Below are 15,438 nucleotides of genomic sequence, written 5' to 3' on the forward strand. Positions count from 1 at the left end.
TTTGGAGCAGATGAAAACATGCCTTATATACCCAGAGAAAAAATTGATTACCAAGCTATTGGTTATCGACTTCGCGCTTATCGCATTGCTTCTTCACTAAAAGCTGAAGATGTCGCAGAAAATTTAGGTATTTCTCGCGCTGCTGTTTATCGGTTAGAAAAAGGCGAAATTGTTAAAATTGAAACCCTTGATAATCTTGCTCGGCTACTAAATACTTCTTTAAGTAGTTTATTAGGGATCAATACAGAGTATTACTCTAGTGCTAATGGCTTCTTTGAACGAATGCGTCAATTAGAGACACAATCTTCCCATATTTATACCCACTTTGAGCCTTTTTCTTATTTGCTAACATCAGATACTTATGACAAAACATTGGTTGAAATGCTGATAGAAGCTTCGCCTTTAAATTTATTGTCAGAAAAACAAGAAGAAGTTTTATCCATTTTAAAAGAACGTAAAAAACATCAGTCGTTACATTCGCCACATATTTATAACTTAATTAGCCAGCAGCAAATTGAAAAATTTCTTTATGTCGGCATGTTAGGTTCGGTTAATTTAACGAAAACTGTTCAGCATGAAAGAAAGCAACGAGCAAAAAATGAAATTATCCATTTAATTGAAAAATTAGAGCAAAAAAATAGCTATCTTAATATTGCAATAATTTCAGATACGATGCCGTCACTTACATTCCAACTTTTTTACCAAGATAAATCGCCACTTTCGTTAGCCGTTAGCCCGTTCCGTTTAGGTGAGTTTCCTAATGTCAGTACGGGCATTGCGACGGTAACTTCATCGACCGAAGCCATATCTCAATATCAATCTCTGTTTGATAAATTATGGTTAAAGGCAACAAAGGGAAATGATGCAATTAACTTATTAAAAGAGATTGTAAAAGGTTACTGATTAGCCAAAGTACCTAATGTTTCAGCTAATAAATCAGCGGCTACAGCGATATCTTTAAATTCAGTAAACTCATCTGGGTGGTGGCTAATACCCGCTACAGATGGTGTAAAGATCATCGCTGTTGGATAAAGTGATGCCATATTCATTGAATCGTGACCCGCTCCACTTAGCATGGTCATATAGCTGATTTCATTTTTTTGGCACAAGTTTTCAATAACTTGGCAAATAGAATCATCTAACTTAACAGGTGATTCTGCAGAAATAGCTTGAACATCAATAACAACACCAAAGTCTTTTGCTGCTTTTTCTACACTATTATTTAAGCGTTCTACAACTCGTTGAATACTTTCTGTATCAATACCACGAATATCAACAGAGAACTTAACTTGTCCTGGAATAACGTTCATGGAGTTAGGGACAACGTTGAGTTTACCTACCGTTCCCACAGTGCCGTATACTGCTTCAGTACAAGCTGCGCGATTGAGGTCAGTGATAATGCCAGCACTTGCTACTAAAGCATCTTGACGCTGATACATTGGTGTTGCACCAGAGTGGTCAGCATGACCATTTACGGTTACTGAAAAACGAGTAGGGGCTGCAATACCGTTGACGATACCGACGGTTTTTTTATCGTTTTCTAGGCGTTTACCTTGTTCGATATGAAGCTCAACAAAAGCACTATAACGATCTGGTTCTACTAAACAGCTTGTTAAATCATCATGCTGATAACCTAATGATTTTAAGACATCAAAGAAGTTATTACCGTCGTCATCTTTGTTGTTTTCCCAACGAGTACGGTCAATTTTACCTGTTAGTACTTTACTGCCGATACAGGAGAAACCAAAACGGCTCGATTCTTCAGCACGAAAGACGACTAATTCCAGATCACGATTAAGTTGTTGAGGTTGGTACTGCATTAAAGCATAAAATCCAGCAATAACACCTAATGCGCCATCGTAAGCACCGCCTTGTGGCACGGTATCAAGGTGTGAACCTGTACCTACAGCAGGAAGAGAGCGATCTTTTCCTGGTAAACGCGCATAAAGTGTACCAATACCATCACGATAAACTTCAAGTCCAGCTTCTTTCATTAAGCTTGCAAGATAGAGGTGTGCCGCTTCATCCTCTTCACCATAAGCAATTCGAGTTATCCCTTTGCCGCTGTTATCTTTTTTATAGATCTGCATTGACTCAATTAACGCCTTCATATCATCAATGGAGTAGCTGGTTTCTCTATTTTGTTGAGTCATAATCGAATTTTCCCGTGGTTTCTTTTAAATTTTTGTCTAAAAAATGAGACAGTGTTGAGATTAAAAAAGCCATCTTTAGAGATGGTCAACTATTTCTATAATCAATGCCTATTATATTTACTGATTAGCCTTTATTTCGTCAATGATAAATAAGGTGAATTTTATATTATGTGAGGTAGGTATTAATTAATAAGGGATATATGACCGGATTATTTCTCAAATGGGTAAGGATTGTTTTAATTATGTTATTTAAAATATCACCATTCTATTTTAGATAGTGTTTAAAAAATGTAAAAATAAAAACAATTGATTTTTACATTTTAAGTTAAATAATATAAATTACTAATTTATAATGGTCTTATTAAAAATTGTTTTTATGGTGAAAAATGAGAGCTATTATTTGAAGATGGATTTAATTGAGTAATATAATTATATCGGTATATATTTTAGTGATAATATTGCAAAGTAGTACTCCACCATTTTTTATGTTTTGTTGAAATATTATATTTTCCATCAAATGGTTCATCACTAATATAGAACATATCATAGTACTCATATTTCTTATCATACTCATTTGTTTCAGGTAAAAAGCTTTCTCTGCCATCTTCGTGGATGGCACTTGCGATTTGAAAGAAGCGCCTTAGGGCCATTGCAAGCTAATATCATCATTATTTGAGAGATGATACTTTCGGGTGATAACAGCAAGATAATACAAATAATGAAATGCCACTTGAGCTATTTGAGGCACTCTGCAAGAAGCCTATTGCGCGATAAAACGATGTAGCGTCACTTGTGTAAAAGCGTAAGCGATACCAAGTGACGCTACGCGCAAACAGCACGCTTTAGCTTATGGTATCTACCTTTTCAACAATAACTACAGTCTGACACACTCGTAGTGACAATATTAAGGACAACTCACTCAATAATAAATTAAAGGAGAAAATTAGTTACGTTATGTAAATTTTATAGATTTGTAATTATTGGGATATTCATCATTCTATTAAGTAAAAATTTGATATAATTATTTGACAGGTTTGAGATAATTTCTTCATTGCACTCTTTTAAGTAATTGATTATATGTGTTTTTTCTATTGATTTTTGAGATAATTTTTTAGATCGGTTGAGATAATTAAACATAATGGCACAATTTAATCATTTCGCACTTGGACTCTTAAATCCAAGTTTTGACTCTCCTTTAGTTGATGCTTTAACAGAGTTAGAGTTACTCCGACATTTACGATTAGAAACAGATGTCCATCCACTTTTATTTGCTCAATTGAAAGATATTTTTCACATGTTGGAGAGTCTTGGCTCTGCAAGAATAGAGGGCAACCATATTACACTTGCTGATTATGTTGAAAGTAAAGTAGAAGGAACACAAAATTCTACAGATCAGCTTAAAGAAATTAATAATATTGAAACAGCAATAGAATTTATCGATGAATACTTAAAAAATGGGGATGGTATAACCGAGTATTTTATTCGAGAATTACATAGTTTAGCTGTGATTGGTTTACAACGAGAAGGTGATAAAACACCGGGTGCTTATCGCCAGCATAATGTGAGTATTGCTTTGTCAGAACATTTACCACCAGATTATATTCATGTTTCTGATTATATGAAAGAACTGACGACATTTATAAATCAGTTAGATAAACCTAAATATGATTTGATGAAAATTGCATTAGTACATCATCGATTTGGATGGATCCATCCTTTTGGCAATGGTAATGGGCGTACAGTACGACTGTTAACATATGCATTATTAATTAAATATGGGTTTAATGTACAAGCAGGAGGGAGAGTTCTTAATCCAACAGCAGTCTTCTGTAATGATAGAGAACGTTATTATGCAATGCTTTCTGAAGCTGATAAGGGAACCGAACAAGCGTTAGAAGAGTGGTGTATATATGTTCTTTCTGGGATCTCAGTAGAACTTAAAAAACTAGATCAATTAACTAATCATGCTTTTTTAAGTAGAAAAATACTATACCCAGCGATTGATTTTTCGTTAGAAAGAGAACTTATAAATACTTTTGAATCTAAAGTATTAAAGCAAACAGTAGAGTTAGGAACAATAAAATCTGGAGATATTCGTAAGATTTTACCTAATTTAAAACCATCCCAAATAACGTATCAGCTTAATAAATTAATTGAAAGAGGGTTGTTGCAACCCATAGAAGAAGGATCTCGAATTTATATTGCAAAATTTTCAAATTCTTATTTGATTCGAGGTGTTATTAAAATTTTAAAAGAAGAAGGGTTTATTCATAATTTATAATTATTAATAATATTTTTATCAGATAAGTTTTAGTTTCTGATGAGGAATAACTTTGTCAAAATTAAGCAAACAATTAACTACATTAGCGAAACAAGGTGGAGGGAGCTTTAAAACCGTTGCAGATCGTTTGAAAATAGCCTCTCGCATTGCGGATAGAATGGGAAAACTGAATATTCAAATTCGTGATGTAAGACATATCAAAACAAACCATATCGAACTTTATATCAAAAGCCGTCAAGAAGAAGGCATATCAAAAAGAACACTTCAAAAATTGACAGTGATTAGGAAAGAAAGTAAAAGTTACAAATAAAAAAACAGCCTTGGTATGAACAAGACTGTTTAGTTTAAGAGTTTCAACATAAAGTGACAGTGTCAAATTGTATTTTTTAACTCTTGTTTGCCCTCTCAGTGATTTAACTCACTGACGAACAAATAAAATAGTGGTGCCCGGACTCGGAATCGAACCAAGGACACGGGGATTTTCAATCCCCTGCTCTACCGACTGAGCTATCCGGGCAACGGGGCGTATTAAACCCGATAACAGCTTGCTCGTCAACGTTATTTATCACAAAACTGTTCGATTGCTGCTTTTTTAAACTTATCGATTAATAAAGCGCTTGTTTTACCAGAAAAAGCCAAAAATAGGGCTAAAAATATTTTTGTGTCAGAAGAAAAATGGCGCAATAAAGATTTGAGTAAGAAAATAACGGTCTACTAACTATAAAAAAAGCTTACCCAAATTTCTTTGAGTAAGCGTTATAGGTCGTTATTGAACAGTAATTAACGGTAATTTCGTTGTGCTGTACTGACTTTTTCTAGATAACGACGAGATTGATCCGCAGGGTGTTTATTACGCAATGTGGTATAAACCTCAGCAGGTTCTAGTTTATTAATCATTACTGCTGCTTGTTTTTTATCACTATGGAATACACGTAATACACTTCCAGCACCACCATTATAAGCCTGTATTACGGCATAACGACGGGATACAGGGTCTTTGATATCGCCAAGGTAACTATTTTGTAATATCGAAATATAGGCAGTACCTGCATCGATATTATTTGCGGGATCAAATAAGTAATTACGACTTGGTTGCCCTGATTTACCTTGCATACGGAAAACATCACGTCCCGCAGTGGCTGGCATAATCTGCATTAGACCCAACGCGTCAGAGCTACTTACAGCATAAGGGTTGAAACTAGATTCAATTTGCATAATCGCAAGAATAAGGGAGGGTTCTACACCATATTTTGCAGCAGCTTGTTGAACGAGTGGCAAATATTTATGAGCACGTTGATCAAGGTGATTTGGCACCAGATTAAGGGTAACAAACCAAATAGTATTACCGCCTGATTGACGTTTTTGTAACTTATTAGCAATCAGATAATCTGCAAATTTACTGGCTCGCCATTCCCAACGTATAGATTGCCCTGAATTATCAAGTACCTGACCTAATAAAAAAGGCTCTGTACTATGAGGAATATTGTTAACATCAGAGTAGAGATCGATAGAGCCAGGATCTTCGCCCATAAGTAGAGTCGTAACAATAGCTTTATGTAATTGGTATTGAGGCGCATCATTACCCAATGTCTCAATGGTAATGGTTCCTGCTTCAAAATTAATGTGGCTACGGGTTTTATAAGCGTCAGTATATTTTACGTAGTCTTTAGGTCCTGCGATTAAAACTTCCTTCATTCCCCAAATCATTTCGATATTATTGGCAAATTGCCCCATTAGAATATCAAAAGCGTTGGTGTCTTTGGTGTAATCTGGCTCAAATGTTTTTGGCTGCTTACTACTACATGAAATGAGTAGAGGGGCGATAATGAGCAATAGAAGGATTTTTTTCATAGTCAATTGCATCGCTTTGGTGAATAAAAGACCAGAGCCTTATAGGCTCTGGAAAAGTGATTATTATTTTTCAGGAGGGGTGTAGCCGTCAATCTGAATATCATGGCCTTCAAATAAAAATCTGACCATTTCTTGTTCTAATAATTTGCGATCTTCCGGGTTCATGGTGTTTAATTTTTTCTCATTAATAAGCATGGTCTGTTTTGTCATCCACTGACCCCATGCTTCTTTTGAGATTTCATTGAAAATGCGCTTTCCAATTTCTCCTGGGTACAACTGAAAATCAAGCCCATCAGCTTCTTTATTTAGGAAAGTACAAAAAATAGTTCTGCTCATAATAAATCCTCAATATCGCAGGTATTAGCTTAGGCTAATTGTCTAAGTAAATTCTCTACAGGTGCTGCAAGCCCTATGGTTGCAGGTGTCTGTAAGTTATACCAAAGTCCTTTTTGCGCCTCCATCACAGAGGTAAACGTTGAGAGTTTTACGCAAATTGGCACAATATCTAAATGAAAGTGGCTAAAGGTATGTCGAAATGAAGTCAGTTGCTCTGTTTCATTATTATCGAGTCCATATTCAGCTAGCCACTGTTCTAAAAGCATTTTTGTTTCAAACTGAGGAAATGCAAAAAGCCCTCCCCATATACCAACTGGTGGTCTTTTATCCAACCAAACAAGATTATCATATTGTAAAATAAGAAAATAAGTTGTTTTCTCAGGGATAGTCTTTTTCGGTTTTTTCCCTGGAAAATCAGCCCAATTACTTTGAGCATAAGCGATGCAACCTGTATTTAATGGGCATAATTCACATTTAGGTTTGCTACGAGAGCAGACCATTGCCCCTAAATCCATCATCGCTTGATTAAAATATTGTACACCTTCAGCTGGCGTGACTTGTTCACTAATTTTCCATAACTGATTTTCCACGTCTTTCTTACCCGGCCAGCCTTCTATGGCATAGCATCGAGCTAAAACTCTTTTAACATTACCATCAAGAATAGGATAGTGCTTGTTTAGTGATAACGATAAAATTGCGCCCGCTGTAGAACGACCAACTCCCGGTAATGCACAAACGTCCTCAAAGGTATCAGGAAACAGCCCTTGGTGTTTATCTACAATGTGTTGTGCTGCTTTATGTAGGTTCCTCGCTCTAGCGTAATAGCCAAGACCAGTCCATAGATGTAACACTTCATCAAGGGGAGCTTGTGCTAATGCCTGAATATCAGGAAAACGTGAAATAAAACGCTTAAAATAAGGAATAACAGTTGTCACTTGTGTTTGTTGCAACATTACCTCTGATAACCAGACGTGGTAAGGTGTTTTATCTTGCTGCCATGGTAGCGTTTTACGACCATATTTATGATACCAATTCAGTACGACTTGCGAAAATTGCAGAGCTTCCATCATGTTTTATTTTATTAACTCATATTCTAATTTAAGGATAAGATTGCACCACAGAGAGAATAAACTGTAAACACCCTTAATATTTATCTTATAGAGTGATGCTTATAAAGGTGACTCTTGCTAAACTTGGTGATCTTTGGATAATGTCGGTTTAGATTATAGTGCAACGACATTATAACGATATTAAGTAAATAATTGGCCTAACGACTGACAGTATTAGACATGATTAATAATGTAATTTCTCCGGAATTCAATGAAGATGGCCGTGCTTTGCGGCGTGTACGTAGCTTTGTTCGTCGCCAAGGGCGATTAACACCTCGTCAACAGCAGGCTTTAGATACCCAATTACCTATTTGGGGAATTGAATATCAACCGGAGCCCATCGACTTCAGTCAGGTTTTCGGACGTGAAGCTCCCGTTATATTAGAAATTGGCTTCGGCATGGGCGCTTCGCTCGTGACAATGGCAAAAAATTCGCCTGAAAATAATTATCTTGGCATTGAAGTTCATGCACCCGGTGTGGGCGCTTGTCTTGCAACTGCGCAAGAGGAACAAATAAGCAATCTGCGAGTTATGTGTCATGATGCTATTGAAGTGCTCAATAACATGATCCCAGATAATAGCTTAAAAATGGTTCAGTTATTTTTCCCTGATCCATGGCATAAAGCCCGCCATAATAAACGCCGTATTGTTCAAGTGCCATTTGCAGAGTTAATTTTAAGAAAATTAACGTCAGAAGGTGTTTTTCATATGGCGACAGATTGGCAGCCGTATGCAAAACACATGCTTGAAGTGATGATAAGTGTTGATGGTTATCAGAATTTGTCAGAAACTCAGGATTATGTACCACGTCCAGAAACCCGTCCTGTAACCAAGTTTGAAAAACGTGGTCATAGATTAGGACATGGGGTATGGGATCTTATGTTTAAGAGGGTAAAGTAATGGCTAAACAACGTAGTCGCCGTTTACGCAAAAAGTTGCGTATCGATGAATTTCAGGAGTTAGGTTTTTCAGTTAAATGGAATTTCCCAGAAAATACTCCAATTGACGAAGTTGATAGCTTTGTTGATGAGCTAATCCTCAAAGTCATTGAGCCTAACGGGCTTGCATTTGATGCAAGTGGCTACCTGAGTTGGGAAGGTTTAATTTGTTTACAGCAAATTGGTAAATGTACAGAAGAGCACCGCCAATTAGTTGAAAAATTCCTAAAAGAGAAAAATATGCAAGATGTACAGACATCTGAATTATTTGATGTTTGGTGGGATTGATTTGATTTTATAAATCTAGCAAATAATAACAAGGGCATCCAATTGGGTGCCCTTGTCTGTATAGGGAAGGGACTGTGATTACGACGTTATCTAACGCATTGCTATCAGATATATTACAACAAATTCGACCGTTAATAGGGCAAGGAGATGTCGCGAATTATATTCCTGCACTTGCCCAAGTTTCCCCCGAACAGTTAGCAATGGCGGTATATACCGTTGATGGTGAGCTTTATCAATCAGGTATCGCTGATAAGCGTTTTTCTATTCAATCCATTTCTAAAGTATTAAGTCTAACATTGGCATTAACGCGTTATGACGAGAATGAAATCTGGCAGCGTGTTGGCAAAGAGCCATCTGGTTTACCCTTTAACTCATTAATACAGTTAGAAATGGAAAAAGGCATTCCTAGAAATCCCTTTATTAATGCTGGTGCAATTATTATTACAGATATGCTGCAATCACGTTTAAGTGCACCTAAACAGAGAATGCTCGAGGTTATTCGTTTTCTTACGGGGACACCTGATATTTGCTATAACACGGTTGTGGCTAAATCTGAGATGGAGCATCTTAGCCGTAATGCTGCTATTGCTTATTTAATGAAATCTTTTGATAATTTTGATAACGATGTCATTACTGTATTAGAAACTTACTTCCATTATTGTTCTATTGATATGAGTTGTGTTGAATTAGCGCGTTGTTTTAGCTATTTGGCAAATCAAGGGGTTAGTGTGGTCAATAAAAATCAGATTATTACGCCAAGACAAACCCGCCAAATAAATGCATTAATGTTGACTTGTGGAATGTATGATGGCGCTGGTGAATTTGCTTTTCGTATTGGAATTCCCGGTAAATCAGGCGTCGGTGGTGGAATTATCGCTGTAGTGCCTGATGCTTTCACGGTTGCAGTGTGGTCACCAGAACTTGATAAGTCAGGTAACTCATTAGCAGGATGTGCTGCTCTTGAGCTATTAGCCAACAAAATAGGGCGCTCTATATTTTAACCGTTATTTACAGCTATAAATAAAACGTTTTTATACACGCTTTTCAGGAGAGTTGTTATGGGTTTTAAAAAATTAGTCGTTGCTCTAGCTTTTGTTGCAACGTCAGCAACAGCAGCACCAAGTTTTGATTGTGCCGTTACGCCAAAAGATGATTTACGCATTACCCCTGAGTTTGTTGAGGTTGCTGGTTCTAGTGGATTATTAGTGATTTATCCTGATGGAACACTGCTTCAAGATGAAAAAAGCAAAACCCTAACAGCACAACAGCAAGCATTAGCAAAAAAATTCCAAGCAACAGTGAGACAAGATATTCCTTGGTTAAGAACAGAAACTGGCGCTAAATTGCAAGAGTCTCGTAAAGTGCTAGATCAAGTCGTTATCGAAGCCTTTGGTAAAGAGAGCAATATTCTTAACCGATTAAAGACACTAGAAAAAAACCTTAATCAACAAATGGATACAGTCATAACAATAGAACCAAATAATATCACTTTCCATTCTCAATCGATTAAACAAGTTGAACTCAAAGGTCGCGAAATTATTGAAAGTAGCCTTGGTGGCATGCTACAAGATAGCATTAATGAACTTGGGAAAAAGCAACTTTTAGCCGCAGCAAGTGGTGATAGTAAAAAAGCGCTTGGCGGATTATTAGGTAATCTTGAAGGCTTTCAAAAAATTATAGATAAAGAGTGGAAACAGCAAGAAGCCGCATTTTCTCAATTTGGTCAGCAAGCGTGTAGTAAAATAACGCAAATGGAGAATCAGCGTGTTGAGTTAGTCAATGCGTTAAAAAAATAGCTTATACTCGTCATACTTCAAGTTGCAGCGTTGTTGACTACGTTCACTCGCACTAGTCACATACTTATGTATGCTCCTAGTGACTCTTTTACTTGTCGCCTAGCTGCACCTTGAATTATTTAGAGTATCCTACTCGTTTTATGCTTCAAGTTGCAGCATTGTTGACTACGTTCACTCGCACTAGTCACATACTTATGTATGCTCCTAGCTTTTTTTAAGGAATAGATTTACTTGTCGCCTAGCTGCACCTTGAATTATTTAGAGTATCCTACTCGTTTTATGCTTCAAGTTGCAGCGTTGTTGACTACGTTCACTCGCACTAGTCACATACTTATGTATGCTCCTAGCTGCATCTTGAATTATTTATCGAGTGTATAAACTGTTAACTCACATTAATTGAAAATAATAATGAAAATCATTCTTATTCAATTGACTTGTGGGGGGAGCTGTTTAGAATGCCCTGTTTGAGTATTTCACTTAAACAGGGCTACGTTAATGAAAAAAATCCTTCCTTTAGTTATCGCATCTATTCTTTCAGTAACCAGTTTTTCTGCATTCAGCAAAACGCCAGTTGAATACCAACCTAATCAAATTGTTAATCAACAAAGTGATAAAGTCGTTATCAAACATTTGTTAGGTGAAACTGCAGTAAATAAAAATCCATCTAAAGTCGTATTATTTGATTTTGGTTTGTATGACACTTTAGTTCAACTTGGTTTAGCCGATAAAGTTATAGGATTACCATTAGGTAATGCACCTGCTTATATTAAAGGAAGTATCGCCAGTAATGTAACCAATGTGGGGGGTATGAAAGCGCCAGATTTAGAAAAGTTGGCTGAAATTAAACCTGATTTGATTATTATTACAGGACGCCAAGGTGCTTCTTATGAAGCGTTAGCTAAAATTGCACCTACAGTTAATTTAGGGACTAATAGTGATAATTATCTTAATTCTGTAGAGGCAAATATTAAGTTAATGGGTGAGTTATTTAATAAACAACAAGCCACTAAAGAGCAAATTACAAAACTTAATGCAGTTATCGAGCAAGCGCAAAAGAAAGCCGCAGAGTCTGATAAGAAAGTATTAGTTTTACTGCATAACGCAGGTAATTTAATGCCAAATAATCAAAGCGTTGTTTATAATGTAGTTAAAGTAAAAAGAGCTGAATTACCACTTGCTTCTGAAGAGGAAAAAGGCAAACGCCGCGTTGTGACATCAGAAATGATTGCTAAAGCGGATCCTGATGTTATTTTAATTGTTGATCGTAGTGAAGCGATTGGCGCAGATAAATTAGAAAAAGCAGCCTTTGAAAATGATGTTATTAAATCAACATCAGCTTATAAAAATGGCGCTATTGTTTATCTACAAGCGGATCTTTGGTATCTCTCTGGTGGCGGATTAGATAGCTTAACCAAGCAAATCGAAGCAGTAGAAAGCGCACTTTAAGATTTATATTATCAATTTAAAAAACACCCATATTGTTTACCACAGTATGGGTGTTTTTATTTATTAGTTAATCAGTCAATTAAGGTTACAGAAATTGCTATAAAAATAGCTCAAGTAATGAATTAAGAAACAATTTGCCATGCGGTGTAATTTGCCAATGTGTTTCACTTTCGCTGATATATCCAAGGGCTAAAGCTTCATCAATTTGATGGCGAATAGTACTTTCTGCAAGTCCGGTATAATCGCTAAAATCTTGTCTTGGAAATGCTTCTAATAACCTAAAACGGTTCATAAAAAATTCAAATGGACGGTCATCATTATCAACAAAGTTTTGCTGGTGGAGATAACGACCTTCCATAAAACCTTTAGGATGCTTAGTTTTTACTGTTCGCATAATGCGACCATCTTCAAAACTGATTTTACCGTGAGCACCGCAACCAATTCCTAAATAGTCACCAAAGCGCCAGTAATTAAGGTTGTGCTGACATTGAAAACCAGGTTTACAATAAGCTGATGTTTCGTATTGCTGATATCCTGCTGCGGTCAGTAATTTATCGCCTTCAGAGAAGATATCCCACAGCATATCGTCGTCAGGTAATTTAGGCGGACGAGATCCAAATTGGGTATTAGGTTCAATGGTTAATTGATACCAAGAAAGATGAGGCGGTGATAACTCAATAGCTTGCTGTAAGTCTGAAAGTGCTTGAGATAATGATTGGTCTGGCAATCCATGCATTAAGTCGAGATTAAAGCTACGAAGCCCTAGTTGCTTTGCCAACCGTGCTGCATTTTTAGCTTCTTCTGCGCCATGAATACGACCCAAGCGAATAAGTTTGTCATCACCAAAGCTTTGGACACCAATAGAAATACGGTTAACACCAGCTCGTTGGAACCCCGCAAAGCGCTCTGCTTCTACCGTCCCCGGATTAGCTTCCATCGTAATTTCAGCATCAGGATGAACGGCAATGCGCTGTTTTACACCATAGAGTAGGTCAGCCATTGATTCGGCACTTAATAAACTAGGGGTGCCGCCACCAATAAAGATAGTTTGTACTTCACGAGAGCCAGCATAAATAAGGTCAGCATCTAAATCGTTTAGTAAATGTTGCACATATTCTTGATGTGGTACTTCGCCTTTTAATGTGTGTGAATTGAAATCACAATAAGGGCATTTTTGTACACACCAAGGAATATGAATATACAAACTGAGTGGTGGCAACTTAAGCATTCTTAAGGGCATCCAATAGTAATTTTAGTGCTTTTCCACGATGTGAAAATTGATTTTTCTGCTCTCGTGTAAGTTGTGCCGCTGTACAATTTAATTCAGGCACAAAGAAAATAGGATCATAACCAAATCCACCTTCTCCATGCATTTCTGTGGTTAGTACACCATGCCAAATACCATGAAAAATCAATGGAGTAGGGTCATTCTCATGGCGCATATAAACTAAAACACAGTTAAATTGTGCTTGGCGCTTTTCCGCAGGAATATTTTTCATTGCTTCAAGCAATTTATCGAGGTTTTGTTGGTCAGTAGCATCAACACCAGAATAACGTGCTGAATAAATCCCCGGAGCACCACCAAGAGCATCTACCGAAATTCCTGAATCATCAGCAATTGCGGGTAATCCAGTAACTTTCGCCGCATGACGCGCTTTAATTAGCGCGTTTTCAACAAAAGTTAAGCCAGTTTCTTCAACAGAATCAACACCAAGATCAGTCTGAGCAACGATATCTAAGCCAAAATCAGCAAGTAAAGAGGCTAATTCTTTTACTTTTCCGGGATTACCCGTGGCAAGAACAACTTTTTGCATCTGTTTTTCCTTAGTGCTTAGTAAAGGGTGACATTAAGTAGCCACTGTAAAACATCTACACGTAAATAGTTCAGGGCATAAAGAATAAGAATGACTATCATTGCTGAAAAATCTAATCCACCCATTGCAGGAATAACACGGCGAATAGGTGCCATTAATGGCTCTGTTAATTGAAATAACAGATGATCGACAGGATTGCGACCTTGGCTTACCCAGCTAAGAATAGCGCGCACAATAATCAACCAAAATAGGATTTTACCCGCGGCTGTTAATAATTCGATAAATGCAAAAGGTAAGACTAAAGTGAAAGGAATTGCTCCACCAGTGCCAGATAAATAAGAAGGAAGGATCACTTCTAAAATAATTAAGATATACGCCAATACGACTGATGCTGTATCAATAGGTCCTATAGAAGGGATAACTTTTCTTAATGGGCGAATAACTGGCTGTGTGATTTTAACGACAAATTGTGAAAAAGGGTTATAAAAATCAGCTCTAACACACTGCATCCAAACACGTAATAGCAGTACGGCAGTATAGAGTTGAATAATAGTCAGAATGACAAAATTTAAAAAATTCATTAGTTAGCCCTGATGAAATTAAAACTGTTTTTCCATTTCTTGCGCTCGTTCTATCGCAGCCTGCATAGCAGATGCGACATTTTCGGGCAATTTACCTTCATAAAATTTTGCTAGTGCAGCAGCGGTTGTTCCACCCTTTGAGGTAACTTGTTCGCGTAGCGTTGAAAAAGGTAATGTACTTTGTTTTTCAGCTAACGCCGTTGAACCACTCGCGGCTTGTTGCACTATCGCTCTTGCAACTTCAGGAGCAAAGCCAAGACGTTCAGCTTCTTTTTGCATCGACTCCATAAACAAGAAGAAATAAGCCGGTGCACTACCAGCAACGGCGATAATATCATTGATAGCTGATTCTTTCTCTACCCAAACGGTTGAACCAACACTTTTCATTAGCTCATCAGCAAACTGTTTATCTTGAGATGAAATAGTCTCTTGTGCAAACATACCGCTTAAGCCTTTACCCACTAATGCAGGTGTATTTGGCATAATACGGATTAATTGTAATGTTGTTGCCAAGTAATCGTTGTAGCGAGCAGCGGGTATTCCGGCTGCAATAGTTAGCACTAGTTTTTGGTTAAAGTCGATATTTTGTAACGGCTTACAGACTTCTGACATCATCTGTGGTTTTACTGCTAGAACTACAACATCAGCCTCTTGAACTGCTTTAATATTGTCATTAGTGCTATGAATGCCAAATTCTTTTTCTAACGGTTCTCGTCTAGTCGCAGAGGGCGCTGTAACGGTAATTTTTTTTGCAGGATATCCACCATTAACCAGTCCTGCGATAATGGCGTGAGCCATATTTCCAGCACCAATAAAGGCGATGCTACGATGTTCCATATTAACCT

The 15,438-nt window shown here is 37.1% G+C and carries 16 protein-coding genes, 1 tRNA gene and 1 pseudogene; 8 read left to right on the forward strand and 10 right to left on the reverse strand.

What is annotated here, in order from left to right; genetic code table 11:
- The first annotated feature begins 18 nt into the window (after window positions 1–18).
- A complete protein-coding gene (locus ABN099_RS05345; protein ID WP_349462643.1) occupies window positions 19–903 on the forward strand; it encodes a helix-turn-helix domain-containing protein in 885 nt (294 codons plus the stop codon).
- On the opposite strand, the gene ABN099_RS05350 is transcribed toward ABN099_RS05345, so the two are convergent.
- Window positions 897–2,153, reverse strand: a complete 1,257-nt coding sequence (locus tag ABN099_RS05350; RefSeq protein ID WP_349462644.1) for a M20 family metallo-hydrolase — start codon at window positions 2,151–2,153, stop codon at window positions 897–899. The genes ABN099_RS05345 and ABN099_RS05350 overlap by 7 nt on opposite strands.
- Before the next feature lie 446 nt (window positions 2,154–2,599).
- On the reverse strand, window positions 2,600–2,803 hold the full coding sequence (locus ABN099_RS05355; protein ID WP_349462645.1) for a hypothetical protein: 204 nt from the start codon (window positions 2,801–2,803) through the stop codon (window positions 2,600–2,602).
- 488 nt (window positions 2,804–3,291) lie between these two features.
- On the opposite strand from ABN099_RS05355, the gene ABN099_RS05360 reads away from it, so the two are divergent.
- Together ABN099_RS05360 and ABN099_RS05365 are read left to right on the forward strand one after the other, a co-directional pair.
- Window positions 3,292–4,434 (forward strand): Fic family protein, encoded by a 1,143-nt coding sequence (locus tag ABN099_RS05360; protein WP_349462646.1) that lies wholly within the window; start codon window positions 3,292–3,294, stop codon window positions 4,432–4,434.
- A 52-nt stretch (window positions 4,435–4,486) separates the two neighbouring features.
- Window positions 4,487–4,702, forward strand: a pseudogene (locus ABN099_RS05365) (phage integrase N-terminal domain-containing protein); the annotation flags it as partial.
- Window positions 4,703–4,875: 173 nt separating this feature from the next.
- Here ABN099_RS05365 and ABN099_RS05370 read toward each other — a convergent pair.
- From ABN099_RS05370 to mutY, 4 genes are all read right to left on the reverse strand, one after another.
- Window positions 4,876–4,951, reverse strand: a tRNA-Phe gene (locus tag ABN099_RS05370).
- Window positions 4,952–5,214: 263 nt separating this feature from the next.
- Window positions 5,215–6,285: a membrane-bound lytic murein transglycosylase MltC gene (gene mltC, locus ABN099_RS05375; RefSeq protein ID WP_349462647.1), complete on the reverse strand. Its 1,071-nt coding sequence runs from the start codon at window positions 6,283–6,285 to the stop codon at window positions 5,215–5,217.
- 63 nt (window positions 6,286–6,348) lie between these two features.
- Window positions 6,349–6,621, reverse strand: a complete 273-nt coding sequence (locus tag ABN099_RS05380; protein WP_349462648.1) for an oxidative damage protection protein — start codon at window positions 6,619–6,621, stop codon at window positions 6,349–6,351.
- Window positions 6,622–6,650: 29 nt separating this feature from the next.
- Window positions 6,651–7,691 (reverse strand): A/G-specific adenine glycosylase, encoded by a 1,041-nt coding sequence (gene mutY / locus ABN099_RS05385; RefSeq protein ID WP_349462649.1) that lies wholly within the window; start codon window positions 7,689–7,691, stop codon window positions 6,651–6,653.
- Window positions 7,692–7,910: 219 nt separating this feature from the next.
- Here mutY and trmB point away from each other — a divergent pair, with 219 nt between their 5' ends.
- The 5 genes from trmB (at window position 7,911) to ABN099_RS05410 (ending at window position 12,198) form a co-directional block, all read left to right on the forward strand.
- A complete protein-coding gene (trmB, locus tag ABN099_RS05390) occupies window positions 7,911–8,630 on the forward strand; it encodes a tRNA (guanosine(46)-N7)-methyltransferase TrmB (protein ID WP_349462650.1) in 720 nt (239 codons plus the stop codon).
- The gene (locus ABN099_RS05395) at window positions 8,630–8,956 is read left to right on the forward strand and encodes a YggL family protein (protein ID WP_349462651.1); all 327 of its coding nucleotides are present in this window, start codon (window positions 8,630–8,632) and stop codon (window positions 8,954–8,956) included. The genes trmB and ABN099_RS05395 overlap by 1 nt, the downstream gene beginning before the upstream one ends.
- 74 nt (window positions 8,957–9,030) lie before the next feature.
- Window positions 9,031–9,957, forward strand: coding sequence for a glutaminase B (gene glsB / locus ABN099_RS05400; RefSeq protein ID WP_349462652.1), 927 nt, complete (start codon window positions 9,031–9,033; stop codon window positions 9,955–9,957).
- Between the two features lie 57 nt (window positions 9,958–10,014).
- The gene (locus tag ABN099_RS05405; RefSeq protein WP_349462653.1) at window positions 10,015–10,752 is read left to right on the forward strand and encodes a DUF2884 family protein; all 738 of its coding nucleotides are present in this window, start codon (window positions 10,015–10,017) and stop codon (window positions 10,750–10,752) included.
- 495 nt (window positions 10,753–11,247) lie between these two features.
- Window positions 11,248–12,198, forward strand: coding sequence for a siderophore ABC transporter substrate-binding protein (locus ABN099_RS05410; RefSeq protein WP_349462654.1), 951 nt, complete (start codon window positions 11,248–11,250; stop codon window positions 12,196–12,198).
- 97 nt (window positions 12,199–12,295) lie between these two features.
- On the opposite strand, the gene hemW is transcribed toward ABN099_RS05410, so the two are convergent.
- The 4 genes from hemW to proC are packed head-to-tail and all read right to left on the reverse strand — an operon-like array spanning window position 12,296 to window position 15,430.
- Window positions 12,296–13,426, reverse strand: a complete 1,131-nt coding sequence (hemW, locus tag ABN099_RS05415) for a radical SAM family heme chaperone HemW (protein WP_349462655.1) — start codon at window positions 13,424–13,426, stop codon at window positions 12,296–12,298.
- A complete protein-coding gene (locus tag ABN099_RS05420) occupies window positions 13,419–14,012 on the reverse strand; it encodes an XTP/dITP diphosphatase (protein ID WP_349462656.1) in 594 nt (197 codons plus the stop codon). Before ABN099_RS05420 ends, hemW begins: the two co-directional genes overlap by 8 nt.
- A gap of 17 nt (window positions 14,013–14,029) precedes the next feature.
- Window positions 14,030–14,593, reverse strand: a complete 564-nt coding sequence (locus ABN099_RS05425) for a YggT family protein (protein ID WP_349462657.1) — start codon at window positions 14,591–14,593, stop codon at window positions 14,030–14,032.
- An 18-nt stretch (window positions 14,594–14,611) separates the two neighbouring features.
- Window positions 14,612–15,430 carry a pyrroline-5-carboxylate reductase gene (proC, locus tag ABN099_RS05430; RefSeq protein ID WP_349462658.1) on the reverse strand — a complete coding sequence of 273 codons (819 nt, stop codon included), beginning with the start codon at window positions 15,428–15,430 and terminating at the stop codon, window positions 14,612–14,614.
- Window positions 15,431–15,438: the final 8 nt, after the last annotated feature.

The sequence above is a fragment of the Proteus hauseri genome (genome assembly GCF_040139125.1).
In the GTDB taxonomy this organism is placed as follows: Bacteria; Pseudomonadota; Gammaproteobacteria; order Enterobacterales; family Enterobacteriaceae; genus Proteus; species Proteus hauseri_B.

What these genes read in the sequence shown, in the direction of transcription:
- ABN099_RS05345 (WP_349462643.1), top strand. Translation starts at nt 19, where the DNA reads ATGCCTTATATACCCAGAGAAAAAATTGATTACCAAGCTATTGGTTAT.
- ABN099_RS05350 (WP_349462644.1), bottom strand. Translation starts at nt 2,153, where the DNA reads ATGACTCAACAAAATAGAGAAACCAGCTACTCCATTGATGATATGAAG.
- ABN099_RS05355 (WP_349462645.1), bottom strand. Translation starts at nt 2,803, where the DNA reads ATGGCCCTAAGGCGCTTCTTTCAAATCGCAAGTGCCATCCACGAAGAT.
- ABN099_RS05360 (WP_349462646.1), top strand. Translation starts at nt 3,292, where the DNA reads ATGGCACAATTTAATCATTTCGCACTTGGACTCTTAAATCCAAGTTTT.
- mltC (WP_349462647.1), bottom strand. Translation starts at nt 6,285, where the DNA reads ATGAAAAAAATCCTTCTATTGCTCATTATCGCCCCTCTACTCATTTCA.
- ABN099_RS05380 (WP_349462648.1), bottom strand. Translation starts at nt 6,621, where the DNA reads ATGAGCAGAACTATTTTTTGTACTTTCCTAAATAAAGAAGCTGATGGG.
- mutY (WP_349462649.1), bottom strand. Translation starts at nt 7,691, where the DNA reads ATGATGGAAGCTCTGCAATTTTCGCAAGTCGTACTGAATTGGTATCAT.
- trmB (WP_349462650.1), top strand. Translation starts at nt 7,911, where the DNA reads ATGATTAATAATGTAATTTCTCCGGAATTCAATGAAGATGGCCGTGCT.
- ABN099_RS05395 (WP_349462651.1), top strand. Translation starts at nt 8,630, where the DNA reads ATGGCTAAACAACGTAGTCGCCGTTTACGCAAAAAGTTGCGTATCGAT.
- ABN099_RS05405 (WP_349462653.1), top strand. Translation starts at nt 10,015, where the DNA reads ATGGGTTTTAAAAAATTAGTCGTTGCTCTAGCTTTTGTTGCAACGTCA.
- ABN099_RS05410 (WP_349462654.1), top strand. Translation starts at nt 11,248, where the DNA reads ATGAAAAAAATCCTTCCTTTAGTTATCGCATCTATTCTTTCAGTAACC.
- hemW (WP_349462655.1), bottom strand. Translation starts at nt 13,426, where the DNA reads ATGCTTAAGTTGCCACCACTCAGTTTGTATATTCATATTCCTTGGTGT.
- ABN099_RS05420 (WP_349462656.1), bottom strand. Translation starts at nt 14,012, where the DNA reads ATGCAAAAAGTTGTTCTTGCCACGGGTAATCCCGGAAAAGTAAAAGAA.
- ABN099_RS05425 (WP_349462657.1), bottom strand. Translation starts at nt 14,593, where the DNA reads ATGAATTTTTTAAATTTTGTCATTCTGACTATTATTCAACTCTATACT.
- proC (WP_349462658.1), bottom strand. Translation starts at nt 15,430, where the DNA reads ATGGAACATCGTAGCATCGCCTTTATTGGTGCTGGAAATATGGCTCAC.